At 50.7% G+C, this 25,769-nt stretch carries 25 protein-coding genes and 1 riboswitch; of the genes, 15 read left to right on the plus strand and 10 right to left on the minus strand.

Annotated elements, in window-relative coordinates; genetic code table 11:
* Nucleotides 1–11 precede the first annotated feature (11 nt).
* The gene (gene pdxR / locus Q320_RS19095; protein WP_051534595.1) at nt 12–1,445 is read right to left on the minus strand and encodes a MocR-like pyridoxine biosynthesis transcription factor PdxR; all 1,434 of its coding nucleotides are present in this window, start codon (nt 1,443–1,445) and stop codon (nt 12–14) included.
* 88 nt (nt 1,446–1,533) lie between these two features.
* Here pdxR and Q320_RS19100 point away from each other — a divergent pair, with 88 nt between their 5' ends.
* The 6 genes from Q320_RS19100 to Q320_RS0108255 all read left to right on the plus strand — a co-directional run bounded on the left by Q320_RS19100 (nt 1,534) and on the right by Q320_RS0108255 (nt 6,831).
* Nucleotides 1,534–2,088, plus strand: a complete 555-nt coding sequence (locus Q320_RS19100) for a GNAT family N-acetyltransferase (RefSeq protein ID WP_035853181.1) — start codon at nt 1,534–1,536, stop codon at nt 2,086–2,088.
* A 74-nt stretch (nt 2,089–2,162) separates the two neighbouring features.
* Nucleotides 2,163–2,570 carry a hypothetical protein gene (locus tag Q320_RS0108230; protein WP_027468598.1) on the plus strand — a complete coding sequence of 136 codons (408 nt, stop codon included), beginning with the start codon at nt 2,163–2,165 and terminating at the stop codon, nt 2,568–2,570.
* Nucleotides 2,571–2,619: 49 nt separating this feature from the next.
* Nucleotides 2,620–3,060: a rhodanese-like domain-containing protein gene (locus Q320_RS0108235; RefSeq protein ID WP_245590986.1), complete on the plus strand. Its 441-nt coding sequence runs from the start codon at nt 2,620–2,622 to the stop codon at nt 3,058–3,060.
* Nucleotides 3,061–3,070: 10 nt separating this feature from the next.
* Entirely contained in the window at nt 3,071–3,826 is a 756-nt protein-coding gene (locus Q320_RS19105) for a GNAT family N-acetyltransferase (RefSeq protein ID WP_051534596.1), read from the plus strand.
* 453 nt (nt 3,827–4,279) lie between these two features.
* Nucleotides 4,280–6,280, plus strand: a complete 2,001-nt coding sequence (locus Q320_RS21990; RefSeq protein WP_051534597.1) for a S8 family serine peptidase — start codon at nt 4,280–4,282, stop codon at nt 6,278–6,280.
* Between the two features lie 182 nt (nt 6,281–6,462).
* Nucleotides 6,463–6,831, plus strand: coding sequence for a hypothetical protein (locus Q320_RS0108255; RefSeq protein ID WP_027468600.1), 369 nt, complete (start codon nt 6,463–6,465; stop codon nt 6,829–6,831).
* A gap of 422 nt (nt 6,832–7,253) precedes the next feature.
* Here Q320_RS0108255 and Q320_RS0108260 read toward each other — a convergent pair whose 3' ends face one another.
* The 4 genes from Q320_RS0108260 to Q320_RS0108275 form a co-directional block, all read right to left on the minus strand.
* On the minus strand, nt 7,254–8,129 hold the full coding sequence (locus Q320_RS0108260) for a DMT family transporter (RefSeq protein WP_027468601.1): 876 nt from the start codon (nt 8,127–8,129) through the stop codon (nt 7,254–7,256).
* Nucleotides 8,130–8,331: 202 nt separating this feature from the next.
* Nucleotides 8,332–9,156, minus strand: a complete 825-nt coding sequence (locus Q320_RS0108265; protein WP_027468602.1) for an undecaprenyl-diphosphate phosphatase — start codon at nt 9,154–9,156, stop codon at nt 8,332–8,334.
* Nucleotides 9,157–9,421: 265 nt separating this feature from the next.
* Nucleotides 9,422–10,981, minus strand: a complete 1,560-nt coding sequence (locus Q320_RS0108270; RefSeq protein ID WP_027468603.1) for an alpha/beta hydrolase — start codon at nt 10,979–10,981, stop codon at nt 9,422–9,424.
* A gap of 52 nt (nt 10,982–11,033) precedes the next feature.
* The gene (locus Q320_RS0108275; protein ID WP_027468604.1) at nt 11,034–11,477 is read right to left on the minus strand and encodes a DciA family protein; all 444 of its coding nucleotides are present in this window, start codon (nt 11,475–11,477) and stop codon (nt 11,034–11,036) included.
* Nucleotides 11,478–11,491: 14 nt separating this feature from the next.
* On the opposite strand from Q320_RS0108275, the gene Q320_RS0108280 reads away from it, so the two are divergent.
* The 3 genes from Q320_RS0108280 (at nt 11,492) to Q320_RS19115 (ending at nt 15,773) form a co-directional block, all read left to right on the plus strand.
* Entirely contained in the window at nt 11,492–12,373 is an 882-nt protein-coding gene (locus tag Q320_RS0108280; RefSeq protein WP_027468605.1) for a M23 family metallopeptidase, read from the plus strand.
* A 116-nt stretch (nt 12,374–12,489) separates the two neighbouring features.
* On the plus strand, nt 12,490–15,231 hold the full coding sequence (gene secA / locus Q320_RS0108285; protein ID WP_027468606.1) for a preprotein translocase subunit SecA: 2,742 nt from the start codon (nt 12,490–12,492) through the stop codon (nt 15,229–15,231).
* Between the two features lie 137 nt (nt 15,232–15,368).
* Nucleotides 15,369–15,773: a hypothetical protein gene (locus Q320_RS19115; RefSeq protein WP_027468607.1), complete on the plus strand. Its 405-nt coding sequence runs from the start codon at nt 15,369–15,371 to the stop codon at nt 15,771–15,773.
* 111 nt (nt 15,774–15,884) lie between these two features.
* Here the strand turns inward: Q320_RS19115 and Q320_RS0108295 are convergent, their stop codons facing one another.
* Together Q320_RS0108295 and Q320_RS0108300 are read right to left on the minus strand one after the other, a co-directional pair.
* Complete coding sequence (locus tag Q320_RS0108295) at nt 15,885–16,745, minus strand: LpxL/LpxP family acyltransferase (RefSeq protein WP_035853184.1); 861 nt, start codon at nt 16,743–16,745, stop codon at nt 15,885–15,887.
* Nucleotides 16,742–17,635, minus strand: coding sequence for a lysophospholipid acyltransferase family protein (locus tag Q320_RS0108300; RefSeq protein ID WP_027468609.1), 894 nt, complete (start codon nt 17,633–17,635; stop codon nt 16,742–16,744). The genes Q320_RS0108295 and Q320_RS0108300 overlap by 4 nt, the downstream gene beginning before the upstream one ends.
* Before the next feature lie 80 nt (nt 17,636–17,715).
* Between Q320_RS0108300 and metK the strand changes: the two genes are divergently transcribed.
* The 3 genes from metK (at nt 17,716) to ahcY (ending at nt 20,991) form a co-directional block, all read left to right on the plus strand.
* Nucleotides 17,716–18,888, plus strand: coding sequence for a methionine adenosyltransferase (gene metK, locus Q320_RS0108305; RefSeq protein ID WP_027468610.1), 1,173 nt, complete (start codon nt 17,716–17,718; stop codon nt 18,886–18,888).
* 75 nt (nt 18,889–18,963) lie between these two features.
* Nucleotides 18,964–19,371, plus strand: coding sequence for a hypothetical protein (locus Q320_RS0108310; RefSeq protein ID WP_027468611.1), 408 nt, complete (start codon nt 18,964–18,966; stop codon nt 19,369–19,371).
* A 25-nt stretch (nt 19,372–19,396) separates the two neighbouring features.
* Nucleotides 19,397–19,486: riboswitch (S-adenosyl-L-homocysteine riboswitch) on the plus strand.
* 89 nt (nt 19,487–19,575) lie between these two features.
* Entirely contained in the window at nt 19,576–20,991 is a 1,416-nt protein-coding gene (gene ahcY, locus Q320_RS0108315; protein ID WP_027468612.1) for an adenosylhomocysteinase, read from the plus strand.
* Nucleotides 20,992–21,095: 104 nt separating this feature from the next.
* Here ahcY and Q320_RS0108320 read toward each other — a convergent pair whose 3' ends face one another.
* The 3 genes from Q320_RS0108320 to rsmD form a co-directional block, all read right to left on the minus strand.
* The gene (locus tag Q320_RS0108320) at nt 21,096–22,157 is read right to left on the minus strand and encodes a tetratricopeptide repeat protein (protein ID WP_027468613.1); all 1,062 of its coding nucleotides are present in this window, start codon (nt 22,155–22,157) and stop codon (nt 21,096–21,098) included.
* Nucleotides 22,158–22,308: 151 nt separating this feature from the next.
* The gene (locus tag Q320_RS0108325) at nt 22,309–22,560 is read right to left on the minus strand and encodes a YfhL family 4Fe-4S dicluster ferredoxin (RefSeq protein WP_027468614.1); all 252 of its coding nucleotides are present in this window, start codon (nt 22,558–22,560) and stop codon (nt 22,309–22,311) included.
* Between the two features lie 107 nt (nt 22,561–22,667).
* On the minus strand, nt 22,668–23,222 hold the full coding sequence (gene rsmD, locus Q320_RS0108330; protein WP_035853186.1) for a 16S rRNA (guanine(966)-N(2))-methyltransferase RsmD: 555 nt from the start codon (nt 23,220–23,222) through the stop codon (nt 22,668–22,670).
* A 61-nt stretch (nt 23,223–23,283) separates the two neighbouring features.
* Between rsmD and ftsY the strand changes: the two genes are divergently transcribed.
* The 3 genes from ftsY to ftsE all read left to right on the plus strand — a co-directional run bounded on the left by ftsY (nt 23,284) and on the right by ftsE (nt 25,753).
* The gene (gene ftsY / locus Q320_RS0108335) at nt 23,284–24,501 is read left to right on the plus strand and encodes a signal recognition particle-docking protein FtsY (protein WP_027468616.1); all 1,218 of its coding nucleotides are present in this window, start codon (nt 23,284–23,286) and stop codon (nt 24,499–24,501) included.
* 62 nt (nt 24,502–24,563) lie between these two features.
* Complete coding sequence (locus Q320_RS19120) at nt 24,564–25,070, plus strand: GNAT family N-acetyltransferase (RefSeq protein ID WP_051534598.1); 507 nt, start codon at nt 24,564–24,566, stop codon at nt 25,068–25,070.
* Between the two features lie 29 nt (nt 25,071–25,099).
* A complete protein-coding gene (gene ftsE, locus Q320_RS0108345; protein ID WP_027468617.1) occupies nt 25,100–25,753 on the plus strand; it encodes a cell division ATP-binding protein FtsE in 654 nt (217 codons plus the stop codon).
* Nucleotides 25,754–25,769: the final 16 nt, after the last annotated feature.

Raw genomic sequence — 25,769 nt, forward strand, 5'->3', positions numbered from 1 at the left:
TTATTTTTAAATTATTCTTTAAGAATTAAATCAGTTAGGGTATTCACTGCTGAGCTAATTTGAATATTGTTTAGCGATGCATACCCTAGTAACCAACCTTCCTTTTTGGCCGCGCCTAAATAAAACTGCGATAACGGACGTAGCGCCAAACCTTGAGCGATTCCGGCGGCAGTCCATGCGCTTTCTTTGCCCGCGGTCACTTCCACCGCAAACTGCAAACCCCCATTGATATTAATCGGCTGAATTTGGCTGGCGAGTGGCTGTAAACAGCTCACTAATAAATCCCTTCGACTGCGATACAGCAGCCGCATTTGCCGGATATGCGCAGCAAAATGCCCTTGCGCCATAAAATCAGCCGTTACCACCTGAGATAATTGCGGCGTATGCCCATCAAACGCGCTACGTGCATTGGTAAACGCGGGCATTAAATCGGGCGGCAGCACCATATAAGCGATGCGTAGTCCTGGAAACAGCACTTTGCTAAACGTCCCCACATAAATCACGCGACCCGCTTGATCCAAACCTTGTAGCGCGGGCAGCGGGCGCTGATCGTAGGAAAATTCGCTGTCGTAATCATCCTCAATAATCCACGCATTATGCTGCGCCGCTTGCGCTAGCAAGGTGATTCGGCGCGGCAAACTCATTGTGATGCCGAGGGGGTATTGATGTGAAGGCGTGCTGTAGATGAGCTTGGGGGGCGATAGGGTGCTAGATATATCGGTATTCAAACCATCGTGATCGACCGGAACGGGAATGATTTTTGCGCCAGCCGACAGCATCGCATTGCGCGCGCCCAAATAGCCGGGTTCTTCCAGCCACACCGTATCATCGGGATCAATCAGCAATTGCGCAATCAATTGCAAGGCTTGCTGCGAGCTGGTCAGCACCAAAATTTGCGCCGCGTCACAAGCCACACCGCGTGATTGCGCCAAGTACGCTGCAATCGCTTCGCGCAACTCGGGCAAGCCTTGCGGATCGCCGTAACGCATTAGAGTTTGCCCGTCTTTTTTCCAACGCTGTTGCGTCAATTTGCCCCAGAGTTCGCGCGGAAATGCCGTGGTATCGGGCTGGCCCGCAGTAAACGCGAATGAGGGCAGCTTGGTGTCACGGCAAGCACCGGCTTCCACCATCATTTGCCCACGTTGCGACAAACCCGCCGCCGTTTTGCGCACCACTGGTTTATTGGCGCGCGCGGCAATCGCGACAAAGCTGCCGACACCGACTTGGCGGCGCACATAGCCTTCGGCTTCCAATCGCGAAAATGCCAACTCCACCGTCGAGCGCGACACACCCAAATCCAGCGCCAGCACGCGGCTTGCTGGCAAGCGGCTATTGAATGGCAAATGCCCAGCCAAAATCGCTCGGCGCAAAGTGCGCACTAATTGCTCGTGCAGCGGTAAATCTGGCTGTGATTCGGCTGCAAATATAGTGGGTAATGCCGACATTGGTCTGGTCTCTGCTGGGAAATTGGTTTGCAACACAAGGCCATTATGCGCTTACAGTAAGGCTTATGAAAAGCGCGGGAATAGATCAATGAAAATTCGGCAGGCAGCGCCACAAGATGCCGCCGCCATTGCGGCACTGCATGCGAAAAACTGGCAGCAGGCGTATCACGAATCGCTCAGCGCTGCGTATTTGCGCGACCAAGTTCCGCAGGAGCGCTTGGCTTTGTGGCAAACACGTTTGCAGCAGCCAGCGGTAAATCAGCGCATTTGGCTGGCGGAAATCGATGGCGAGTTGTGCGGATTTGTCTGTGCTTACGGTGGGCAAGATGCGCGTTGGGGAACGTATATCGACAATCTACACGTCGCCACTGGCTCGCGGCGTAGTGGTGTCGGCAGGCGTTTATTGGCCGCTGTCGCACAATGGCATGATAAAGAGTATCTAACGCTAGGCCTTTATTTATGGACGATAGAGATCAATACCTATGCGATTAATTTTTATCTAGCTTGCGGAGCAGTTGCGCAAGATAGCGATATTTGGCATGCGCCCGATGGTTCTGTTGTTCCGGTGATTCGGATGGCATGGGAAGATGGACGAGATAATTTAGTGCTAAATCACGAAAAACATGAACAAGTGCTAACTTAGTGGGGAATTGGGGTGTTTTTCATAGATTCAACTTAGGTGAGCTTGATCGAATATTAATTTTAAAAGGGTTTTCGATGCGTGAATTTTTATTAGTGCTGCATTTTTTAGGTTTGATTATCGGGGCGGGTTCGGGCTTTGCTTTGTTTTTTATTAGCTTGCTGGCACCGCGTTGGCCAGCGGCAGAGCGGCGCGACATGATGATTCGGCTTTTTCCACTGCGCTATGCCTCGTACGGCGGCTTGCTGCTTTTAATCCTGTCAGGCGGTGCTTTATTGACTCCGTATGCGGCCAATATTCCGCAGATGCTATGGCTGAAGTTCGCTGGCGTTGCGGTGATTGTTGGGTGCGCGATTCGCGGCGTGCTCTGTATGCGGCGGGTGGCGAGCCAGCCTAGCGCTTTAGCGCAATTGCCGCTGTTGGGCAAAATCAGCTTCGCCGCCAGCGTGTTGGTCGTGTTGTGTGCGGTGTTGGCGTTTTCTTAATTGAAAACCAATCGTCTCTAGGATTTCGTGGTTTTTGCTAAGGGGTTTGATGATGAGTGCCGTTTTATCGAGTGGTTTAGCCAGTGCTAGCGAGTCAGCGCAATTTTTCGCGGCGCAATTGCAATTTCGGACTGATGCCGCTGATTTGGCGGCGGATTTAATTGCGGGTGAGTCGCAGATTATTGTCATTGATACGCGATCTGTAGTCGATTATCAGGCTGGGCATATTCCGGGGGCGCTGTCGTTTCCGCATCGAACGATGTCGGCAGAATCGACCGCGGCTTGGGATCGTAGCAAAGTTTATGTGATGTATTGCGACGGCATCGGCTGCAATGGCTCAACGTGGGGCGCGTATAAATTGGCCAAATTAGGCTTTCAAGTGAAAGAACTGATCGGTGGAATTCGCTACTGGCAGCAAGATGGCTATGCGGTGGCGACGGGCGATGAGGCAGGGGTATTGCTTTCTATACCAATTGAATGTTCTTGTTAAGGAAAATACGATGGGTGTGTATATCAATGAGTTTGGCCAGCCTTTGGGTGAAATCGTCGAAAACTGGCAAGCGCCGCCATTTCCGCCGCATGTGTTGTTGGCGGCTTGGGATTGCCGAGTTGAGCCTTTAAATCCTGCCGCGCATGGCGAATCGCTCTGGCAAGCGTTTGCTGAGGATAGCGGTGCGCTGTGGACTTACCTGACCAGTGGGCCATTTGCCGATCAGGCGGCGTTTGGTGTCTGGCTGGCGCACGCTGCCGCGCAGCGCGATCCGCAGTATTACGCGATTGTCGACGCCGCCACGGGACGAGCACTCGGTTTAGCTGCGTATTTGCGGATTGAACCGAAGGCGGCGTCGATTGAAGTCGGTTGGCTACATTTTTCACCCGCACTGCAAGGTACGCGCTTAGCGACGGCAGCGATGGTGTTGATGATGCAAAACGCGTTTGCGCTGGGTTATCGGCGTTATGAATGGAAATGTAATGCGCTAAACGCGCCATCGTGCCGTGCGGCGCTGCGTTTGGGTTTTCAATTTGAAGGCATTTTCCGCCAAGCAACGCTGAGCAAAGGCCGTAATCGAGATACTGCGTGGTTTTCGGTGCTGGATGGTGAGTGGCCTGCGTTGTCAGCGGTGTTTGCAAGCTGGTTGGCAGAGGAGAATTTCACCGCCGATGGCCAGCAGCGCGTCGCTTTATCGAGCTTAACGCAGCAAGGCGCGGCAGAAGCAGCGGCTTCTTCACTGCCCGAATCACAGTTTTTAGCGTAGCGATATTGGGTTCTGAGTTGTTGTAATTAATGTACGCGATGAAAGTTTATTCTGTTTGATAACGCTGGTATTTTCAATTTAAGCGGCGCACTGAGGTGCGCCGCTTTTTTATGCGCGCTAGCGATAAAAGCCAGGAAATTCAGATTGTGTCTGATAAATGATGGCATTTGTGATGTACTTCGCATTTCTATGTTGATAGGTATTTGATTGCAGGCTTTATCTATTAATGCATTTAGGTATATACCCTATTAAATATTGCTTTTTCTGTGCCAATTGGTATTAGCTTAGGGAAAGCCCTAGCACCAGTATTTATGACATTTGCAATAAGCTCTGTTCGCCCTTCGGTTTAAAAATACGGCATTGATCGTAGACCAAGGTTTTGCTGACACCGATTTGACATCGGTTCGGCGAATGCCTTAGGGCAACTTTTAAATAATAGGATGGAGAGACAAAATGCAATTGAAACACAGCGTATTACTCGGGGCGATGATCGCCGCTTTGGGCGCACAGGCGCAGGCCGAAGTGGTTGATCGTATCGTCGTGAAGCTCAAACCTTCGTTGATGATGCGCGCAGCGAGCGCGGATGATATTAGCCAAACAATTCAGGCCGCCAGCGATGGCAAGGCCAACCATGCGTTTACGATGGGCGATGGACAATCGCATGTATTGCAATTGCCAAAAGGTTTATCGGGCGCTGCTTTGCAGGCTTATTTGAAAAAACTGGAAGCCAGCGGCCAATTTGAATCGGTGGAAGCCGATGTTTGGATGTATCCAATGGGCGTCGTTCAGCCGACGGATAGTTTGTGGACATCATTGTGGGGTTTGCAGGCGGTTGTGCCGGGCAGCAATTATGGTGCTGATTTTATTGGTGCTTGGGAATACGTGAATGGCCAAGGCGTCGTGGTCGGCGTGGTGGATACAGGGGCGGCTCCGCATCCAGATCTAGGCCAACTTAGCCCAGTGAGCGGCAACTTTGCTTCGGCAGGCTACTCGTTTATTAGCGATTGCTACCGCGCGGGTTCGTGCGATTGGACGGCGGGATCTCGTACCATCAAGCCAATTGCCAGTGGTTTGGATCAAGGCGATTGGTGCACCAGCGCTGACGTGACTAATCAAATTTGCCAACGCACGGGTAGCAGCTCTTTCCACGGTTCGCACGTGGCCGGAACGATTGCAGCCTTGGGTTATAACGGCGCGGGCGTGATTGGTGGCGCATATAATGCACGGATTTTGCCAGTGCGCGTGTTGGGTAAAGGCGGCGGTTCTTCGATTGATATTACTGATGGCATCCGCTGGGCTGCGGGTATTCACCCAACGATTCCTAATCCGAATCCAGCCAAAGTCATCAATATGAGTTTGGGGGGTAGCTCTGCAACGTGCCCAAGTTTTTACCAGTCGGCGATTAATGATGCGGTGGCCGCGGGTGTGATTATTGTGGTTGCTGCGGGTAATGAAAACCGTGATGCGCAGCAATCGACACCTGCCAATTGCGCGAATGTGATTACCGTTGCTGCAACAGGTAAAGCGGGCGAACGCGCCAGCTATTCCAATTTTGGTAGCAAAGTAACGCTTGCTGCGCCGGGCGGGAATGGTTCAACACGGATTACATCGACCGTGAATAAGAGTTTAGATCGCGTTGATTTATCGGCCAATGGCGCAGGCTATGTCGGCATGAATGGTACTTCAATGGCCACACCACACGTCGCAGCGGCGGTGGCTTTGATGCTGAGCGCCAATCCAAAGCTTAAATTCAATGACATTGTGAGTTTATTGAAACAATCTGCAACGGCTTTCCCAGGCGGTAGCACGTGCACCACCAGCAACTGCGGCGCAGGGATTTTGAATGCGGCAGGCGCGGTACGTTTGGCGAAACAATCGGCAGGTGACAATACCGAGCCAACGCCTACACCAGTGGTCACGCCAACACCGACGCCAACCGCGCCAGTGATTACGCCAAAGCCAACAACGCCTCCAGCAACGCCAAAACCTAGCGTACCGCCAGTAGCGGGCTGCTATGCAGCTTGGAGCGAAGGCAAAACTTTTAATACTGGTGATTTTGTCACCTACGACGGTCGCAACTACCAAGCACGTACGACGCATGTGGCGTATGTAGGCGCAAACTGGAATCCAAAAGCCAGTTTGACTTTGTGGCAAGACGTGGGTGCATGCACAGGTACAGCAACACCAACGCCTGTGGTAACGCCAAAACCAACGATTGCTCCGACGCCAACGCCGACCGCAATGCCGAGTACGTCACCCACGACGCCACCCGTGGTGACGCCAGCACCAAACTGCCCAGCTTGGGCGGCGGCCACGGTGTACACGGCAGGTCAATGCGTGTCGTTTAACGGCCAAACTTTCGCCGCTAAATGGTGGACGCGTGGCGAACAGCCAGGCGCAGCGCAATGGGGGCCGTGGGTTCAGCAAGCCAGTGCCGCAGTGAAACGCAAGTAAGATGAAGGGCGCGCGTTGCAGCGCGCTCTGAGTTTGGACGATACTCAATCCATTGCCTTGTGGTGATGGATTGAGTTTTTTTGCTACTGCTTTGTGCAGGAAAATTGCAGCTCGGGTTTTAAGCCGACGCTTTGCCTTCGTAATATGAAACCATTGATTTTTAAACTCAGCGAGAAAACGCCATGTTGCATTACGGAATTTCATTCTTTCAGCGCTCGCGACTTGCTGCGCTGATGATCGCCTGCGCTATCTCGTTAACGGCCTGCGCAACGGCGGCGACAGCGCCAGCTAGCAGCCCTTTGATTGAACGCGTGATTGTGCAATTTAAAACCACGCCCGCAGCGCCCGCACAGGCGATTGCACAATTGGCGCAGCAATATAAGCTGCCGATGACGTTTGAGCGTGAATTGGGCGCTGGTTTTTACGTTGCGCAATTAAAGCCAGCGCAAAGTGCCGCGACATTACAGCCCATCCTGCAACAAATTGCACTTGATCCAGCGGTTGCCAGCATTGAAGCCGATCAACTGATGCACACGATGCCAGTGCAATAACTTGGCTTGATTCGGGGCGTATCCAGATTTGGTGTTGATAGCGCTTTTAAACTTGAAAGCGTTTATTTTCTACTCACCATGGTCGCGCTAATGCCGCGCGGCACCTACTTTTCTTTGCTTCGCCAAAGAAAAGTAGGCAAAAGAAAGGCGACCCTAGTATCTGCGTCCGGCTTCGCCGGATACTGGCCTAAGGCCATGGGCTGCGCTAAGGCAACAAGTTGCCAAGCTTCGCCACACCTCACTGCGGACAATCGGGTCGGTTGCGCTCAAAACTCGTTCGGCCTCAAAGACAAAAGCATCGGCCTCGCTCAAACATTGATCGCAAAAACCCCGACCCGCTTGTTCCTCGCTCGGCTTGACACAAGGGGTTTTAAGCCCCAGAACAATCATCACGGCACAGCATCAAGCAGATTTGAATATAACTATTCAGGGGAGGGTATCACTGGTGCAAGCGCAATCAATAAGGCAGCGATCAAGATACCCATGCCACCGAGCCACTGCAATGCAGAAAGTTTCTCGCCCAAAATCAGCGCGGCGAGCAAGACGCTAATGACCGGCTCCAAGGTCGATAGCGTCGAGGCTTCGCTGGCGGACAGGTAATCCAGGCCTGCCAAAAAAGAAAAAATTGCGACGACGGTTGAAAGCAGCGCAATCGCTGTCGCTGCCGACCAACTGGCGGTTGTCGTCGGCCAGCTTGGCGTGCTCCACAGCGTACTCAGCCATAAACTGCCTGCCGCCGATAGCATCACCACCGTTGCCGCTGGCAAAGCGCCGACCAAGGGTGTTAAGCGGCTGCCTGCAATGATGTAGCCCGAATAAATCACCGCCGCCGATAGACCAAACGCTACTCCCAACCATTGCCCACCAGCAGGACCGATGGTGAGGATGAGGCTGACGCAGGCCAAACCCAGCGCCGCCCATGTTCGTGGCGAGAGCTTTTCTTTCCACCAAAAAGCGCAAGCCAAGGTCACCAAGACCGGATAGACGTACAGCAATAAAGCCGCCAAAGCCGCCGAGCCGTGGCGTAGTGCCGAGAAATAGCAAAAAGCCTGCCCCACATAACCAATGCCGCCCATCGCGATGAGGCCGAGTAATGTTCGCCCGCGTGGCCATGCGGCGCGGCGAATCAGCATCACCGCCGCCATGACCAGCCCCGCCAAACTAAAACGAATCAGCAGCAAGCCTTGCGTATCAACGCTGCTATCGGCGTAAGCCCAGCTACCAAAAATCGGCATCCAGCCAAACGCGAAGGCGGAGAGCACAATCAAAAAAATACCGTTTCGGCGTTGGACTGTCATTATGCTTGCAGGATAAAAAGAGGAATCTAGCAGTGTGCCGCAAAACAGGCCTTGCTCGCTACTTGGGAACATCGGCAGTGGTTAGGGCGTGGCATAAAAAAATCCCTTCAAATATGAAGGGATTTTTTAAGAGTTAAAGTGGTATGGGTATTGCTATGTAGGCATTGTTAGGTATTGCCTATAATCAAATACCCATCATTAATTAAGCCGTCCAGCTCACAAGGCCGAAGTACCACGTTGCCAGTACGACCAAACCAAACGCGATGCGATACCACGCAAAGACGATAAAGGTGTGCGTCGAGATGAATTTGATCAAGGCGCGAATTGCAATAAAGGCGAAGATAAACGACGCAACGAAGCCAACGGCGAAGACGCCAAAGTCGTCCATGCTCAGCTCATTACGATGTTTCAGCAGACTGTAAATCGATGCTGCGCCCAGCGTTGGAATCCCCAAAAAGAATGAAAATTCAGTCGCCGCTTTGCGCGACAAGCCCAAAAACATGCCGCCGATAATCGTCGCGCCCGAACGGCTGGTGCCTGGGATCAGCGCCAAGCATTGGCAAAGACCAACTTTGATCGCATCTTTTAGGCTGATGTCGTCGACCGTTGCCACGGTGATTTTATGCTGGCGTTTTTCTGCCCACAAAATAATCAAACCGCCAATGATAAACATCGAAGCGACTGGAATCGGTTGGAATAAATGGGCTTTGATGGTTTTGCTAAACAGCAAGCCCATGATTGCAGCTGGAATAAAGGCGATCAAAATGCCGAGAAATAGATTTCGCTCATTACCTGGGCGCTTAATGCCAGAAAAAGTCGTGCACAATTTGGTGCGATATTCCCATACCACGGCGAGCATGGCGCCCAGCTGGATGAAAATCTCGTACACATCACGTTTTTCTTTTGGCAAGAAATTAAGCAAGTCGCCGGTCAGAATCAAATGGCCCGTGGATGAGATCGGCAGGAATTCGGTGATCCCTTCGACCAAACCCATAATCAGGGAATGAAATAATAAAATTGGATCCATGCTGGCATTGCTCTAAGTGGGTTTTCGATGGGGTTGGATTATAAGCGGCGTCGATGACTATTTTGTGGATTGTCAGCAAAAATAGCGGTGCTTTCTCGGGCGCTTGTGTGAATTTTCACACTGCTCTTGTGGAACCAAGTAGGCAGCCCCAGCTCTGAAAGGGTGTATGTGCGATATGTTTATTCATTTTGTTCATCTCTCTCCCTGTATTTGATCGGGCACCGTCTAGGTGCCCGTTTTTTTGCTTACCGTTTATGAAGTGGGTTTAGGGATTGACGTGAGACTCGGTATTTTCTTCATGAAAATCGCCTTCGATCAATGCGGGTGTTGTGCTTGGTGCGGCGATTTTGCTGCTTTTTAGTACCCCAGTTGGCTGCTTAATGCCTGCTTCAATGCGTTCCATCATCAATGGATAGAAGGGATTGGCAGAAATCCGCGAGATAAAATCCATGCTGACAATCAGCGCACCGCGCTCGCCACGTGGTGCGAGCGTGCCAATATGAATGCCAAAATATTCATCTTTGACTGGATTAAGCCCGTATAAAGCGTCGTCCATCGGGAACGGTACGGCCACATGCGATAGCGAGAAGATTTCAGCTGGATACGGCGTATCCAAGGCACGCTGTGTTGCAGTCGTTGTGCCGGCGGCGAAGGTTCGAGCCACGGTATTGAGGCTGCCTTTGACGGCTGGGTCATTGCCAATGACGCTGATTTGATAGCGTTGCGGCGTGGTTGGCAGCATCCGCGCTAAGGCCGTTTCAGAGCTAGGGCGTAGCAGCGGATTAAAGTTCAGCGAACGATTCACATCAAACAGCATGAGTTCGCTGCCATTTTCGGGCAAGTGCGCATACAGGCCGGAAAGAATCGCTGGCGTGCTGACGGTGAAATCGAGTACCGACTGGAAAGTCATGATCGGCGCTATTTTTTGCAGACCATTGTTCTGCGCGAGGCGTGCAATTTGCTCTTGCAGTGCATCGGTGAGTCGGTAGGATTGACGCGCACCGTTCACAGGAAAAGAGTTGTATTTAAATGGGTTAAATTCAGGTACCACGCTGAGCCACGCGGCTTTGGCAAATGAAGGCAACACAGCGGGCAAACCCGCAATACCAGCAAAGCGCGCAAAACGGGTGACGCCTATCATCGGTGATAGCAACACGAGGCGATCGGGGCGGGCGAGTTGTGGATTTTCGAGCGCATCGGCAGCGTATTTGACTGCCAGCGCACCGCCGTTAGAAAAGCCAACGAGGTGTAGCGGGCCAGTTGGAACGCGTCGTTTGGCTTCGCGAACAGCGAGGCGAGTTGCGGCCACCCAGTCTTCCCAACGGACATTGGTCAAACCCGCTGGCACAGTGCCGTGGCCGGGTAAGCGAATCGCAACGACGACAAAACCATTTTCAACATAGCGCCTTGCGATGTGCCGTAAGCTGTATGGTGAATCGGTTAAGCCATGCAAAAGAACGACTGCGCCTTGTGGCTTGCCAGTCGGTTCAAGTACATAAGAGCGATTCCAATCGCTGCTAAAGCTCGCCGGATAAATGCCTGCTTTGGCGTAGTAGCGATTGAATGGTGTTTGCGCTGCTGCGGGCAGTTTGTCGGTCACTTCGCGGCGAACGTCTTGGAAAATCTGTGTTTCGGATTGCAAAAAACCATTCCAATCGCTTTGCTCCAACTCTGCGACGCTGAGTTCCTGTGGCACATAGGTATGCCACAGCTCTAGCGCGGGAAAGCTGCGTAATTCATAGGCGCGTACGCCGAGAATCGTCAACCCAACAACGAGTAATAGCAGCAAGACTCGTTTGAGCCCCGTGTTTAATTTTGTCAGCATGAATATCGATTCCTTCTGTCTTGAATAGGTTGGAGTGGGTGTCGCAGATGGCTTAGGTTTTTTTCGTATGGTGTTTGAGTAAGCTCGCCAAAGCTTGCTTGAGCGCAGGGTCGTCGACTTGTTGGCTTAGCTCGTCAATTGCGGTTTTGGCAGCGTCGGGAATATGTAAGTTCTTGGTTTGAATCGGATTTCCGTGTTGCAATGCAACTTGCACCTTGGGGCGGATTGCGGTAGCGTGCCAACCTGCCGCATCGAGCGCGCGCAATACATCAGGCGCAGCTTGACGAATTCGGGTTCCCGCCGCGCTAAATGGCACGGCAATCAGTAGCTCCGATCCCGCCCACGCAACGCCTAGGCAGATTTGAGCGACTTCAGGTGGTAGTGCGCTGCGCACCACGTCCAGAATTTGATTGAGTGTATCGACTTGCTGCACCAGACGTTTGAGCGAAACATCGCGGTGAAGCAGGCGGTCAATAGAAGTATTTTTATACTTCATAAACAGAGAATCGAATGAACATTATTTTGGTTTCCAATCGCCTAGATAAAGCGATTTCATTAGGGCCACGTGAATTGCTGACGTTAGGCTTAATTTTAACGCTATTAGTCGGTGCTGCGGCATTTGGTTTGGGGATGCTGTTTGCGCCAAACCGGGTAGAACCCTTACTGCGCTTGATGCCGGGGCAACACGCAAGGCAAAGTGAGATTGATGCTTTAGCGGTACAAGTGGGGCAATTGCAGGCCAAGCTAACGCGCTTAGATGGTTTGGCCAGTCGAGTTGGCGACAAAACCGGCATCGACATCAAACCGTTTTTAAGTAGCAACGCCGCGCCACAAGGCGGCTTAGCGCAAACTGGAAAGTCGTTTTCTTTGAGCGGCCTCGAAGCCTTACTCGGCAATACCGATGGCAAAATGAGTGCACTGATCGATCAGCTGACATTGGCTGAAGCCGTGCTATTAGCGCCCAATTCAGAGCATTTACCCCGTCATTCACCGATGGTAATTGCGCCGCAATCGTCTAGTTTTGGCTGGCGAGTTGATCCATTTACCGGCGCGCAAGTGTTTCATGAGGGTGTCGATTACCAAGGCGATACGGGCACCAACGTGACCGCAGCGGCGACAGGTAAGGTGGTCTATGCGGCTTACCACCCTCAATATGGTAATATGGTTGAGCTGGATCATGGTAATGACCTCACAAGTCGCTATGCTCACGCCAGTCGTTTGCTGGTGAAAGTGGGCGACACAGTGAAAGTCGGCGATACGGTGGCGCTGCTTGGCAGTACGGGGCGTTCAACGGGGCCGCACTTGCATTTCGAAATTCGTTACCGTGGCGTAGCGCAAAATCCATTGCGATTTATTGATCCAAGCAATATGACTGTCGCGCAGAAACAATAGCGTGTCAGCTTGAAATTCCTCTGGGGTGGAACAACATAGGCGTAAGAGTTCTAATAAACGTCGATGTACTTATTAATATAAAAGCCTGCTAAAAGGCCAAACGCTGGTAGCACAAGATGATCTCGACTTTGCTTAAAAAAGTTTTCGGAAGCCGTAACGACCGTTTGCTCAAACAATACGGCGCCATCGTCAAACAGATTAATGCGCTTGAGCCAGCAATGGCCGCGTTGACGGATGACGCCCTCCGTGCAAAAACCGAAGAATTTAAAGCCCGCTTGGCCAAGGGTGAAACCCTAGATCAAATCTTGCCCGAAGCGTTTGCTGTGTGCCGCGAAGGCGCAAAACGTAGCCTGGGTCTACGCCATTTTGATGTTCAGCTGATTGGTGGTTTAGTCCAACACCAAGGCAAGATTTCCGAAATGCGTACTGGTGAAGGTAAAACGCTGGTAGCCACTTTGGCCGCTTATTTGAATGGTTTGTCAGGCAAAGGCGTTCACGTCATTACCGTGAATGATTATTTGGCCAAGCGTGACCGCGACACGATGGCGGTGTTGTTTGAATTCTTAGGCATGACTTGCGGTGTGAATCTGGGCCAAATGGCGCATGAAGACAAAAAAGCCGCTTACGAATGCGATATTACTTACGGCACGAATAACGAATTTGGTTTTGACTACTTGCGCGACAATATGGTGTTTTCACCGGCTGAGCGCGTACAGCGTGGCATGAACTTTTCGATTGTCGATGAAGTAGATTCGATCCTGATCGACGAAGCGCGCACACCGCTGATTATTTCTGGCCCTGCTGACGACAATACTGATTTGTATTTGGCAATGAACGGTATTCCAGCACAATTAACGCCGCAAACGGAAGAAGAAGGCGAGGGCGACTATTGGGTGGATGAAAAAGCCCATACGGTGATGTTGTCAGAATCGGGCCACGAAAAAGTGGAAGCGATTTTGACTGAAATGGGCTTGTTGCCAGAAGGTGAGAATCTTTACGGCGCAGCGCACATTAGCTTGATCCATCATCTGAACGCGGCACTGCGTGCGCACTCGTTGTTTAATAAAGATCAGCATTATGTGGTGATGGATGACGAGGTTATTATCGTTGACGAGCATACTGGTCGTTTGATGTCGGGACGTCGTTGGTCAGAAGGCTTGCATCAAGCCGTTGAAGCCAAAGAAGGCGTTGAAATCCAGCAAGAAAATCAAACGCTCGCGACGATCACGCTGCAAAACTATTTCCGCATGTACGAAAAACTAGCGGGCATGACCGGTACTGCAGATACCGAGGCTTACGAATTCCAGCAAATTTACGGTTTAGAAACGGTGATTATCCCGACCAATAAACCAATGCTGCGTGATGACCGTCAAGATCAAGTGTTCAAAACCGCGAATGAAAAATACAAAGCGATTATCACCGACATCAAAGGCTGCGTAGAGCGCGGTCAACCGACTTTGGTCGGTACGACGTCGATTGAACAGTCTGAATTGCTATCCGGTATTTTGACGACTGATGGCATTGCGCACAATGTATTGAACGCGAAACACCACGCTAAAGAAGCGCAAATCGTCGCGCAAGCGGGCGCTCTGGCTCAAGTGACGATTGCGACCAATATGGCCGGTCGCGGTACGGATATTGTGCTCGGCGGTAGTATCGAGCGCGAAATTAAAGAAATCGAACATGATGAAAGCTTGGATGATGCTGCACGTGCAGCTCAAATCGCTGAGCTAAAAGCCGAGTGGCAAATCAAGCACGATGCCGTTCTCGCTGCGGGTGGTTTGCATATTATCGGTACCGAGCGCCATGATTCACGTCGTATCGACAATCAATTGCGTGGTCGTTCTGGTCGTCAGGGTGATCCGGGTTCTAGCCGTTTCTACTTGTCGCTTGAAGATACATTACTGCGTATTTTCGCCGGTGATCGCGTTGCCTACGTGATGGACAAGCTCAAAATGCCAGAAGGCGAGCCAATCGAAGCGGGCATGGTATCGCGTGCGATTGAATCAGCGCAGCGCAAAGTCGAAGGGCGTAACTTCGATATGCGTAAACAATTGTTGGAATACGATGATGTATCCAACGAGCAGCGCAAAGCCATTTATGGTCAACGCAATGAGATTTTGGAAAGCGAAGAAGTTTCAGGCACGATCAATGCAATGCGCGATGGCACGATTGGCGATTTGTTTGACCAATACATTCCACCTAATTCGATGGATGAGTTGTGGAATGCAGAAGGCCTAGAAGCTGAATTGGCTGAAATGCATATCGGTGTGAATATCGTTGATTGGGTGAAAAACGAAACCACATTGACGATCGAAGAAATGAAAACACGCGTCTTGGCAGCCGCGAAAGCCGCTTACGATGCTAAAGTGGAGCAAGCTGGCGAACCGAACTTCCGTAACTTTGAACGTTCAGTGCTGTTGCAGCATGTCGATCAACATTGGCGCGATCATTTGGCAGCACTCGATCATTTGCGTCAAGGGATTCATTTGCGTGGCTATGCGCAGAAAAATCCGAAGCAAGAATACAAGCGTGAAGCGTTTGAATTGTTCTCAAGCTTGCTCGATAACATCAAGCGCAATGTGTTGAAAATCATCATGACCGTGCAAATTCGCGGCCCTGAAGATGTGCCAGAAGTGCTGCAACACGAAGTGCCAGAATCTGCGATGCAATTTAAGCATGATGATTTGGAAGAAATCTTAGCCAGCGGTGATGAAGATAAAATCCGCGAAGCTTTGATGGCCGCCATGCAAGAAAACAGCGGCGTAAAAGTCCAATTCACAGGCGTAGCGCGTAATGATGCTTGCCCTTGTGGTTCAGGTAAAAAATACAAGCATTGCCACGGCCAATTGGCTTAAGCCGCTCTGGCTTCACACAAACCCCGCGTTGCTGCGGGGTTTTTTATTGGGTGCTGCAATAGTAAATCTGGTTCATGATTGATTCAGCTCGACTGCTTGATACTGTGCTTATTAACTGGTGATTCAAGGAGAACATCATGAAAACCATTTACAGTAAATGCATTGCCGCGCTGGTTTTGGGTTTCGCCGCTTTGAGTGCGACAGCTGCAGATGTCGGCGTATCGATTAATATTGGCGATCCGAATTTCTATGGTCATATCGAGATGGGCCAGCGCTATCAGCCGCAAGTGATTTATGAGCGCCCTATCATTGTGCGGCAGTCGTCTTACGTCTATCCACCTATGTATTTGCGCGTCCCTCCTGGTCACGCTAAGAGCTGGAAGCGTCATTGCTCAGCCTACGGTGCCTGCGGTCGCCCAGTGTATTTCGTCAAAGACAGTTGGTATCGCGATACCTACCGCGATCGCTACTATCGTAATGATCATGATAGAGGCCGAGGTCACGGGCATGGACATGGCAACAAACATCGACGCGATGATTAATCCGCTCTAATTGTCTTAAGCAATTGCTCGCTTTTTAGCCTAACAAAAAACCCTGCTGTAATTGGTAGGGTTTTTTGTTAGGGTACTCAGAGGTTTTTGAACGGATCAATTTTAATAAACGCTCGCTTCACCCTCAGGCCGAGTTTTAAATCGTCGGTGCAGCCAGTAATATTGGCTAGGATGTTCGCGGGCGATGTCTTCGATGAATTGATTCATTCGAGTGGTATCGGCGAGTAGATCGCCGCTGGGGAAGTTTTCCCATGCGGGGTAGTAGCGGGAAACAATATGCCCTTTGGCGATGGTGCTGATGACAGGCACGACGGCGGCGTGGGTCATTTCGGCGAGCTTGCCCAGCATTGGCAATGTGGCTGTGGGGATGCCAAAAAACGGCGAAAAAATTGATTGCTGCGGCCCCATGTCTTGGTCTGGCAAATAGTAAAACGGCAGCTTGGATTTAAGCGCACGCACAATGGGGCGGATGCCATCGGTGCGTTTAATGAGAATGGGCTCATTAAAGCGCGAACGGATTTTTAAGCTGATTTCGTGAAACACTCCGCGCTGCTCGGCATACATGGTGCTGCCACACCGATCCAAACTAAAGCCAATTCCGCCGAAATCCAACCCTAGAAAATGCGGCACTAACATGATCACGGGTTGATCTTCCTTCGCTAGATAATGCTCAAAGCCTTCGATACGTATCAGCTTGCGTAGCCGATTTTTGCTGCCATACAGCAAGATACTGTAGCCCAGTATCGTGCTGCTCATGTCGATAAAATGCTGGCACAAGACGCGGCGGCGTTGTGCTTCAGTCCATTCAGGAAAGCAGAGGCGCAGATTAGTCAGGCCGACTTTGCGGCGGCTCTTGACGACGAAAAACAGCAACGATCCCAGCGGAATAGCGATCCATTGCATTACGCGAAATGGTAGTAGATGTAATAGCCACATCAGCGCCGAGGCGAGTTTGAGCTTCATGCCGTTTTATCTTCCGGTAGCTCTTCTGGTGGCAATGGCGCGCCAGCAGGGTGTTTGTAGCGGCTATAGCTCCAAAAATACTGCTCTGGGATTTGTTGAATCAGGTTTTCGATATTTTGATTGAGTATCGTTGCATCATGTTCAACGTCGCCATTGAGTTCGCCGACAAAGGGCTGCACATGAAAGCGATAGCCTTTACCGATGCCGAGACGCTCTACATAGCAGGGCAGCACAATCGCATTGCTGGATTTCACTAATTTGGACAGCAAAGTCATCGTGTACGCGGGCTTGCCAAAAAATGGCACCCAAACGCCTTCGCCGCCGCCGGGCGCTTGATCTGGCAATAGATAAGCCACGCCGCCTTGCTTGAGGGTTTTGAGCAAAACACGTACGCCAGATGCATTCGCTGGCGCAGGCTCTGCGCCGCCACGCGAGCGCGAATAAATCATCAACGGTTCAAGATAATCCTGTTTTGGAGGACGGTATAAGGGTGCAAGCTTTTTAGGTATTAGCCCAGCAATGCATACCCCAACCATTTCTAAAGCGCCCAAATGCGGTGAAACAAAAATAATCGCTCGATCACTGGCGATGGCCGCTTCGACATGTTCCCAGCCGCGTTTCTCGTGCACCAAGTCCATCAGATCAGGAATCGGTCTCATCCAGTGCGCCAATAACTCTAATGCTGCAACGCCGTGAGCGGGAATACTTGAGCGAAGTAATCGGGTATAATCGAGCTCATTTTTCGCAATCGCGCTTTGTTTGAGATTGGTAGTCAGGACTTTGCGATGGTGGGCACTGCCCCACCAGACGAGCCAGCCCATCACCCAACCCAGTGCTTGCAACAAGGGCAGTGGCAATTTGGCGAATAATTTGCAGAAAGTCAGCAGCATATTTTGACCTGTAAATATAAGAGCTAGATTGTAGCTGCGATTGGCCCGCCGTGGTCATGTAACCGAAGGTAATCCTCCCAATGAAAGATTTTCTATTTACTTCTGAATCCGTTTCCGAAGGCCATCCAGATAAAGTTGCCGATCAAATTTCTGATGCAATTTTAGATGCAATTTTCACCCAAGATAAATATGCTCGCGTGGCGGCTGAAACCTTGGTGAATACCGGTTTGGTCGTTTTGGCCGGTGAAATCACCACCAATGCCAATATCGATTACATCCAGATCGCTCGCGATACGATCAAACGGATTGGTTACGATCATTCTGACATTGGTTTTGATTACAAAACCTGCGCCGTTTTGGTGGCGTACGACAAGCAATCGCCCGACATCGCCCAAGGTGTGAACGAAGGTGAAGGCATTGATTTGGACATGGGCGCTGGCGACCAAGGTTTGATGTTCGGTTATGCGTGCGACGAAACGCCGCAACTGATGCCAGCACCGATTTATTATTCGCATCGTTTGATGCAACGCCAAGCCGAGTTGCGTAAAGATGGCCGCTTGCCATGGCTGCGCCCCGATGCGAAATCCCAAGTGACGCTGCGTTACGACGGCGCGACTGGCAAAGTGAAAGAAGTTGATACGGTGGTATTGTCGACTCAGCATCATCCTGATGTATCGCACGTGCAATTGTCTGAAGCCGTGATCGAGCAAATCATCAAGCCCGTTTTGCCGCCAGAGTGGATTACTGAAAACACTAAATTCCTCGTGAATCCAACTGGTCGTTTTGTCATTGGCGGCCCAATGGGCGATTGCGGTTTGACCGGGCGTAAAATTATTGTGGATACCTACGGCGGTGCTGCGCCGCACGGTGGTGGCGCTTTCTCGGGTAAAGACCCAAGTAAAGTGGATCGCTCGGCAGCGTACGCAATGCGTTATGTGGCGAAAAACATCGTTGCTGCTGGTATTGCGAAGCAATGCTTGGTGCAAGTGTCATACGCGATTGGCGTGGCGCAACCGGTGTCTATCATGGTTGATACTTGGGACACCGGTGTGATTCCGAACGATCAAATCGTTGACATCATTAAAGAGCATTTCGATCTGCGCCCAAAAGGCATTATCAAAATGCTCGACCTGCTACGCCCGATTTACAGCCGCACTGCAGCGTATGGCCATTTTGGCCGCGAAGAGCCCGATTTTACGTGGGAACGCACCGATAAGGTCGAACAGCTCAAAGCCGCTGCTGGCTTAAAGTGATAAAACAGAGGAATACGCATTGCTGCGGCTGAGGTCGTGGCAGTGCGATTCCTCTTTTTTTATTTGGAGTTTGTGATGACAGTCATAGCGCGTTTAGTTCGTCCCGCCGAGTTGGCAGCAGTGAAAGCCTATTGTGATACCGCCCGTTTGGGCGAGCCGACTCTGGCTGATTTGTTGGTGGTCGCAGAAAGTGATGGTACTTATGTTGGCTTAGCGCGCCTCAGCCATGAGCGTGGCGAATTGATTTTGCACGGTTTGCAAGCGGATGATGCCGCTGCGCCAGCGCTGTTGATGCAAGATGCGACGCGCTGGATTGCGCATCAAGGCTGCTGGGCTTTTGCGCAGGCGGTGGACGTGGCGCTATTGGCTGAAGCGGGTTTTAATGATCCGATGGCCGCTGTTCCCGAGTTCTTGCTTGAACTTAAAGTTGCTCGCGAAAACGCCGGTTTGGCACTACAAATATTGCACAAGGCCGCGGTTTAAAATCGCGCAAGGATTGTATTAGATATTTTCCGAGAGGCGCTGCAACTTGGTGGAACACATATGTTCTCACCCAAGCTAGGCTCGGTGGTTAAATGATTAACTGCGCCATTTAACGAATGCTTAGGGTATTGCCGTCTAGTCATTTTATAGTAATGGCTGTATCAATATACCCATAAGTAATTTCTATTCTTTAAAGGGAAACACATGACTCAGTTTACTGATTTCAAAGTTGCAGATACTTCATTGGCCGCTTGGGGCCGTAAAGAGCTGAACATTGCCGAAACCGAAATGCCAGGCTTGATGTCAGTGCGTGACGAATACGCAGCTGCGCAACCGCTCAAAGGCGCGCGCATCGCAGGCTCGTTGCACATGACGATTCAAACCGGTGTGTTGATTGAAGCTTTGCAAGCGCTCGGCGCTGAAGTGCGTTGGGCTTCATGCAATATTTTCTCGACGCAAGATCACGCTGCGGCAGCTATTGCGTTGAACGGCCACAACGGTCAAGGCACGCCAGTTTTCGCGTTTAAAGGCGAGTCGCTCGAAGAATATTGGCAATTCACGCACCAAATTTTCGAATGGAAAGATGGCCAACAAGCCAATATGATTTTGGACGACGGCGGCGATGCAACGTTGATGTTGCATTTGGGTACGCGCGCTGAAAGCGATTTGAGTGTTGTTGGCAATCCGACGAACGAAGAAGAAACCGTGTTATTTGCGGCGATCAAAGCGCAAATCGCCAAAGATCCAAAATGGTATTCAACTCGTTTGGCTGCGATCCAAGGCGTGACTGAAGAAACTACGACTGGCGTGCATCGTCTGTACCAAATGTTCGAGCAAGGCAAATTGGCTTTCCCTGCCATTAACGTCAACGATTCGGTAACTAAATCGAAGTTCGATAATTTGTACGGCTGCCGCGAGTCTTTGGTTGATTCAATCAAACGCGCAACCGACGTGATGATCGCTGGTAAAGTGGCGCTGGTCTTGGGCTACGGCGACGTGGGTAAAGGCTGCGCACAATCATTGCGTGGCCTCGGTGCGACGGTAATGATTACTGAAATCGACCCGATTTGCGCACTGCAAGCGGCGATGGAAGGCTATCGCGTCGTGACTTTGGATGATGTGGCTGACCAAGTTGACATCTTCGTAACGACGACCGGTAACGTCAGCGTGATCGCGCATGAACATTTGCTGCGTATGCGCAACAATGCGATCGTGTGCAATATCGGTCACTTCGATTCTGAAATCCAAGTTTCAAGCTTGCGCCAATACGAGTGGGACAATATCAAGCCGCAAGTCGATCACATTGTGTTCCCTGACGGTAAGCGCATCATCTTGTTGGCCGAAGGCCGTTTGGTGAACTTGGGTTGCGGTACGGGTCATCCATCATTCGTGATGTCAAATTCGTTTGCCAACCAAGTATTGGCGCAAATCGAATTGTTCACGAAATTGGATCAATACCCAGTTGGCGTTTACGTGTTGCCAAAACATTTGGACGAAATGGTTGCTCGCCTGCATTTGAAAAAAATCGGTGCGAAATTGACCGTGTTGACCGATGAGCAAGCGGCTTACATCAATGTGCCAAAAGAAGGCCCATACAAGCCAGCGCACTACCGTTATTGATGCCTTATTAATCTGCTCGTAATGCAAAAAGCCCCGATGAGTTCGGGGCTTTTTTATGGGTATTGCTATCTAGAGATTAATTAGCAAAGCCTACATGGCAATACCTAGTTAATACTTTGCTCTAATTCGTGAACACGTTGTAGCAAGGAATGACGTTTGAAAGTGGCTAAGCGCTGGCTGGTGCTACTGCTCTTAATTTCATCTGCCATTTCAAAATGCTGCTGCCAATGCGTAAATTCGAGGTCGGTTTGCCCTTTGGCAGCATAGGTTTGCGCCAAGCCCGCATGCGCCAGCATCAATAGATATTTTGCTGGAATACTTGCCGCTGTTTCCATCGCTTGTTGCATAAAATATTGACTGGAATGCGTTTCGTTTTGCTCTAAATGCAATTCGCCAATCGCAATCATATTGACGACTTTGCCCCAGTAATTACTGCTGCGCGCGCTGAGCGCCAAGGCGCGTTCGAGCTGTTTTTTTGCGGCACTACGTTGCCCAATATTGCGTAATAAATGCGCACGGTAGTAATACAGTTCGGGTTCATACTCGCAAAAGGCTAAATCTTGCAAAATGTCTTCGGCTAAATCCAGTGCCTGATTTGAGGCCAAATCATTGCGTAAATGCAATTGCGCGGCAGCGACATTTAAGTAATGACAAACGTGAATGTTTTTATTCTCGATTTGGCTCAAAAGTGGCGCGACTTTTAAATGCGTATCAAGGCTGCTGTGCGGATCTTCATAAATGAAAAATAATTTACCGATACCAATATAGGCACGCGCCATTGCGGTCGGCCAGTGGCGTTCTAGCGCCACTTCCAAAAGCTGTAACCATAAATCCATCGCTTCGGCGTAATTGCCCGAGTCGTAGCTGACATCGGCATAGCAATCAATCGCATCGATCCACGTGTCATCAAGGCCGTTTTGCTGCGCTAAAAGGCAGGCATTCGCGGCGGCTGATTCGCGTTCGCTATTTTCAGCGCTGGGCGTCGCGCGAAACGCCAATGCGATCACGAGTGCTGCCAAGGCTTGCGATGGCGAATCTTCGATCGTTTCTGCGCGCTGCATGACAAATTGCGCCAAACGCATGGCTTCAGCAGGATCGGTATGAATAAAGGAGTTGGCAATTTTGAGGTTTTGCTCAATCTCGGCGCGTAAGTCGTAAATACCCATGATGTTCTCCTGCGGCGTTAAACCCATGAATACAAAGCTGTATTACGTATCGAGTCATGCGGGAATGCTACTAACTATATTAACAATTACTGATGGTATAGCAAACAAAAAAGCGGGCAAATGCCCGCTGGTCGAAATTGACTGATAGAACTTAAGCTTGGCCGGAAATAATCAGGTATTTTTCTTGTAATTCTTCTTTAGTTTCTTCGTGCTCTGGGTCAAGCGGAATACAGTCAACTGGGCAAACTTGCTGGCATTGTGGCTCGTCATAATGACCCACGCACTCGGTGCACAGGTTAGGGTCGATCACATAGATTTCTTCGCCTTGCGAAATTGCGCTATTTGGGCATTCTGGTTCGCAAACATCGCAGTTAATGCATTCGTCGGTAATAAGCAGTGCCATGGTTGACAATTCCTTAGTAAAATAGTCGAGTATTCAATATGTTGGGGATTTTCCCACTTTCGAGCGTAAGTCACAACCTTACTCTGAATAGGGTTTGAAAAAGTATCTTAATCAGCCGATGCACGGCACAATAAAGCATATTTGACGGTACCTGCTTTGCCTTCGCGCAAGATTTGCCAATCATTGAGATCTGGCCACTGCTCGCACTCAATATAAACATGGCCGTCAGTGGCTAAATGGCTAGCGATTTGCGGCAGGATTTGGCTGAGTAGCTCAGTGGCAAACGGCGGATCGAGCAGCACTAAATCAAATTGCTCAACGCTGGTGCTTAGAAAACGCTCCGCTGTGCCGCAATAAAGTTCGATATTGCTGGCATCAAGCAGTTCTTTATTACTTTTAATGGCGTTGAAAACCGGTTTAGCGGCTTCAACCATCACGACTTTTTTGGCCGAGCGCGAAGCAGCTTCAAAACCGAGCGCGCCGCTGCCGGCAAATAAATCCAAGCAGCTCATGCCGGTGCAATCTTGACCCAGCCAATTAAACAGCGTTTCACGCACGCGATCAGGGGTTGGGCGTAGCGCTAAAGAGTCTGGAAATTTTAAAATACGGCGTCTGTATTGCCCGCCAATAATACGAACCTGATTTTTATGCTGTGCTGACATCACTGCTCCGCGTTAAAATCTAATTAATCAGCTATTTTCCCGCAGGATACTTGTTAACGCTATGTTTAGTTTTTTTAAGAAAAAGAAGCCGCCAGAAGTCGAAATCGCCCCCGAAGTGGTCATCACGCCGGAAGCGGCTCCTCAAGTCGAGCCGCAAGTCATCGCGCCAGCCGAAGTGTCTGCGCCGTTTGTCGATGAGGTTCTTGCCGCGACTCCTGCCGTGGTGGTTGAGCCGATTGCAGTGCCAGCATCTGTCGCCGATCCTGAATCAGTTCGCGTTGAATCTCAAGTTGCAACTGCTCCGCCAAGCGAAGTGCGCGTTGATGCGTTTATTCCACCGAGCGATTTGGCGCAGCCGCAAGAGCGGCCCAAATTGTCGTGGACTGAACGCCTGAAAATGGGCTTGGCCAAAACCCGCGATAAGCTCGGTAAAAGCTTGGCGAGCGTATTTGGTGGCGGCCAGATTGATGAAGATCTGTACGAAGAACTCGAAACGGTGTTGCTCACCGCCGATATGGGCGTTGATGCGACGCAGCACTTGTTGAAAGATGTACGCGAACGCGTGTCGCTCAAAGGCTTGAAAGATTCGGGTGAATTGAAAGATGCGCTGAAAAGCAGTTTGACCGATTTGATTCGTCCGCTGGAAATTCCACTCGATGTATCGGGCCACAAGCCATTTATTCTGATGGTTGCAGGCGTAAACGGTGCCGGTAAAACCACCAGCATCGGCAAGTTGGCTAAATATTTCCAATCGCAAAACCTATCGGTGCTGCTGGCTGCGGGTGACACTTTCCGCGCCGCAGCACGTGAGCAGTTGGTGGTTTGGGGTGAGCGCAACGGTGTGCAAGTGATTGCGCAAGCGTCGGGTGATGCGGCGGCGGTGGCGTTTGACGCGGTGAACGCTGCCAAAGCGCGTGGCATCGACGTCGTGATTGTCGATACGGCAGGGCGTTTGCCAACGCAATTGCATTTGATGGAAGAAATAAAAAAAGTAAAACGCGTCGTGCAAAAAGCCGATCCAACAGGCCCGCACGAAATTTTGCTGGTGCTGGACGCCAACACCGGGCAAAACGCCTTGGCGCAGGTGAAGTCATTTGATGACGCGCTGGGTTTAACGGGTTTGGTATTGACCAAGCTCGACGGTACGGCCAAAGGCGGCATTATTGCGGCGATTGCCAAAAACCGCCCCGTACCGCTGCGCTTTATTGGCATCGGTGAAACCATTGACGATCTACGCCCGTTTGTGGCGAAAGATTATATTGATGCTTTGTTTGAGTAGTCTGGGTATTTACTTCTAGGCAATGTCTAATATGCTCTGCAATTCTATACCCTAGAGATAAAATGCACGCTCCATTACACACGCTCCGCTTAGTTTTGCGTCCTTTGACTGAGGACGATGCGGGCATGGTGGTGCAATTGGCGGGTGAATGGCAGGTGGCGAGTAAAACGGGGCGAATTCCGTATCCTTATGAATTAGAGATGGCCTTGGATTTTATTCGCGCACAGCACAGCGAGCGTGAAGTGATTTTTGCCGTCTGCCGACAAGCTGATGGCGCACTGATGGGTTGTGTGGGCGCGAGTTTTGATGCTGATTCGGCTGAGCTGGGCTATTGGTTTGGGCTAGCGTATTGGGGGCAAGGCTTTGCGACTGAGGCCGCGCAAGTGTTCGTGCCGTATATTTTGTCGCTGCCGACGATGACGCAAATGACCTCATCGCATTTACTTAGCAATCTGGCGAGTGGCCGCGTATTGGCGAAGCTTGGATTTATCGAGTCTGAGCGTGAAACAGTAAATTGGCGCAATGAAGGCCAAGTTGAATTAGTGAAGTATCTTTATCGCCCAGCTTAGGCAGCGCTCGACGAGCGCGAAGGATTTGAATGATTCAGTTTCAACAAGTGAGCAAAAGCTATCCCGGTGGTTTTGACGCGATTCGCAATCTGAGCTTTGAAGTGCCGGATGGCGAATTGGTGTTTCTGGCTGGGCATTCGGGCGCGGGTAAATCGACTTTACTGAAGTTGATGGCGGGCATCGAAAAGCCCAGTAGCGGTGCGGTGTTGCTCAATGGGCAAAATCTAGCGCGCATGAGCCGTGCTTCTTTACCGTTTGTGCGCCGACATATTGGGCTGATTTTCCAAGATCATAAGATTTTGTACGATCGCAATGTGTTCGATAACGTGCGTTTGCCGCTGGATATTATTGGTTTCGATCATGCAGAAGGCCGCCGCCGCGTACTGGCGGCGCTGGATAAAGTCGGTTTGGCGGGTAAAGAAAAGTTGAACCCAGTTTCCTTGTCGGGTGGGGAGCAACAGCGCCTATGCATCGCACGCGCGGTGGTGCATCGACCGTCGATTTTGCTGGCCGACGAGCCAACGGCCAATCTGGATAGCGATTACGCGCATGATATTTTGGAATTATTTAAATCATTCCATCAAGTCGGCGTTACGATTTTGATTTCAGCGCACGATGAATCTTTGATGGCTGACTATGGTCGGCGCATTTTGCGTTTGAAGCATGGGCAATTTACCGCTTAAGCGCAATAATCATTGG

Origin of the sequence: Deefgea rivuli DSM 18356 (assembly GCF_000620145.1) — a bacterium.
In the GTDB taxonomy this organism is placed as follows: domain Bacteria; phylum Pseudomonadota; class Gammaproteobacteria; order Burkholderiales; family Chitinibacteraceae; genus Deefgea; species Deefgea rivuli.

Coding starts and splice junctions, on each gene's coding strand:
- ftsE (WP_027468617.1), top strand. CDS start 25,100: ATGATTCAGTTTCAACAAGTGAGCAAAAGCTATCCCGGTGGTTTTGAC.
- rsmD (WP_035853186.1), bottom strand. CDS start 23,222: ATGTCAGCACAGCATAAAAATCAGGTTCGTATTATTGGCGGGCAATAC.
- Q320_RS0108255 (WP_027468600.1), top strand. CDS start 6,463: ATGTTGCATTACGGAATTTCATTCTTTCAGCGCTCGCGACTTGCTGCG.
- Q320_RS0108295 (WP_035853184.1), bottom strand. CDS start 16,745: ATGAAGCTCAAACTCGCCTCGGCGCTGATGTGGCTATTACATCTACTA.
- pdxR (WP_051534595.1), bottom strand. CDS start 1,445: ATGTCGGCATTACCCACTATATTTGCAGCCGAATCACAGCCAGATTTA.
- Q320_RS19115 (WP_027468607.1), top strand. CDS start 15,369: ATGAAAACCATTTACAGTAAATGCATTGCCGCGCTGGTTTTGGGTTTC.
- Q320_RS0108275 (WP_027468604.1), bottom strand. CDS start 11,477: ATGAAGTATAAAAATACTTCTATTGACCGCCTGCTTCACCGCGATGTT.
- Q320_RS0108235 (WP_245590986.1), top strand. CDS start 2,620: ATGATGAGTGCCGTTTTATCGAGTGGTTTAGCCAGTGCTAGCGAGTCA.
- metK (WP_027468610.1), top strand. CDS start 17,716: ATGAAAGATTTTCTATTTACTTCTGAATCCGTTTCCGAAGGCCATCCA.
- Q320_RS19120 (WP_051534598.1), top strand. CDS start 24,564: ATGCACGCTCCATTACACACGCTCCGCTTAGTTTTGCGTCCTTTGACT.
- Q320_RS0108230 (WP_027468598.1), top strand. CDS start 2,163: ATGCGTGAATTTTTATTAGTGCTGCATTTTTTAGGTTTGATTATCGGG.
- Q320_RS0108270 (WP_027468603.1), bottom strand. CDS start 10,981: ATGCTGACAAAATTAAACACGGGGCTCAAACGAGTCTTGCTGCTATTA.
- Q320_RS0108310 (WP_027468611.1), top strand. CDS start 18,964: ATGACAGTCATAGCGCGTTTAGTTCGTCCCGCCGAGTTGGCAGCAGTG.
- Q320_RS0108300 (WP_027468609.1), bottom strand. CDS start 17,635: ATGCTGCTGACTTTCTGCAAATTATTCGCCAAATTGCCACTGCCCTTG.
- Q320_RS19105 (WP_051534596.1), top strand. CDS start 3,071: ATGGGTGTGTATATCAATGAGTTTGGCCAGCCTTTGGGTGAAATCGTC.
- Q320_RS0108280 (WP_027468605.1), top strand. CDS start 11,492: ATGAACATTATTTTGGTTTCCAATCGCCTAGATAAAGCGATTTCATTA.
- Q320_RS21990 (WP_051534597.1), top strand. CDS start 4,280: ATGCAATTGAAACACAGCGTATTACTCGGGGCGATGATCGCCGCTTTG.
- ahcY (WP_027468612.1), top strand. CDS start 19,576: ATGACTCAGTTTACTGATTTCAAAGTTGCAGATACTTCATTGGCCGCT.
- Q320_RS0108320 (WP_027468613.1), bottom strand. CDS start 22,157: ATGGGTATTTACGACTTACGCGCCGAGATTGAGCAAAACCTCAAAATT.
- Q320_RS19100 (WP_035853181.1), top strand. CDS start 1,534: ATGAAAATTCGGCAGGCAGCGCCACAAGATGCCGCCGCCATTGCGGCA.
- Q320_RS0108260 (WP_027468601.1), bottom strand. CDS start 8,129: ATGACAGTCCAACGCCGAAACGGTATTTTTTTGATTGTGCTCTCCGCC.
- Q320_RS0108265 (WP_027468602.1), bottom strand. CDS start 9,156: ATGGATCCAATTTTATTATTTCATTCCCTGATTATGGGTTTGGTCGAA.
- Q320_RS0108325 (WP_027468614.1), bottom strand. CDS start 22,560: ATGGCACTGCTTATTACCGACGAATGCATTAACTGCGATGTTTGCGAA.
- ftsY (WP_027468616.1), top strand. CDS start 23,284: ATGTTTAGTTTTTTTAAGAAAAAGAAGCCGCCAGAAGTCGAAATCGCC.
- secA (WP_027468606.1), top strand. CDS start 12,490: ATGATCTCGACTTTGCTTAAAAAAGTTTTCGGAAGCCGTAACGACCGT.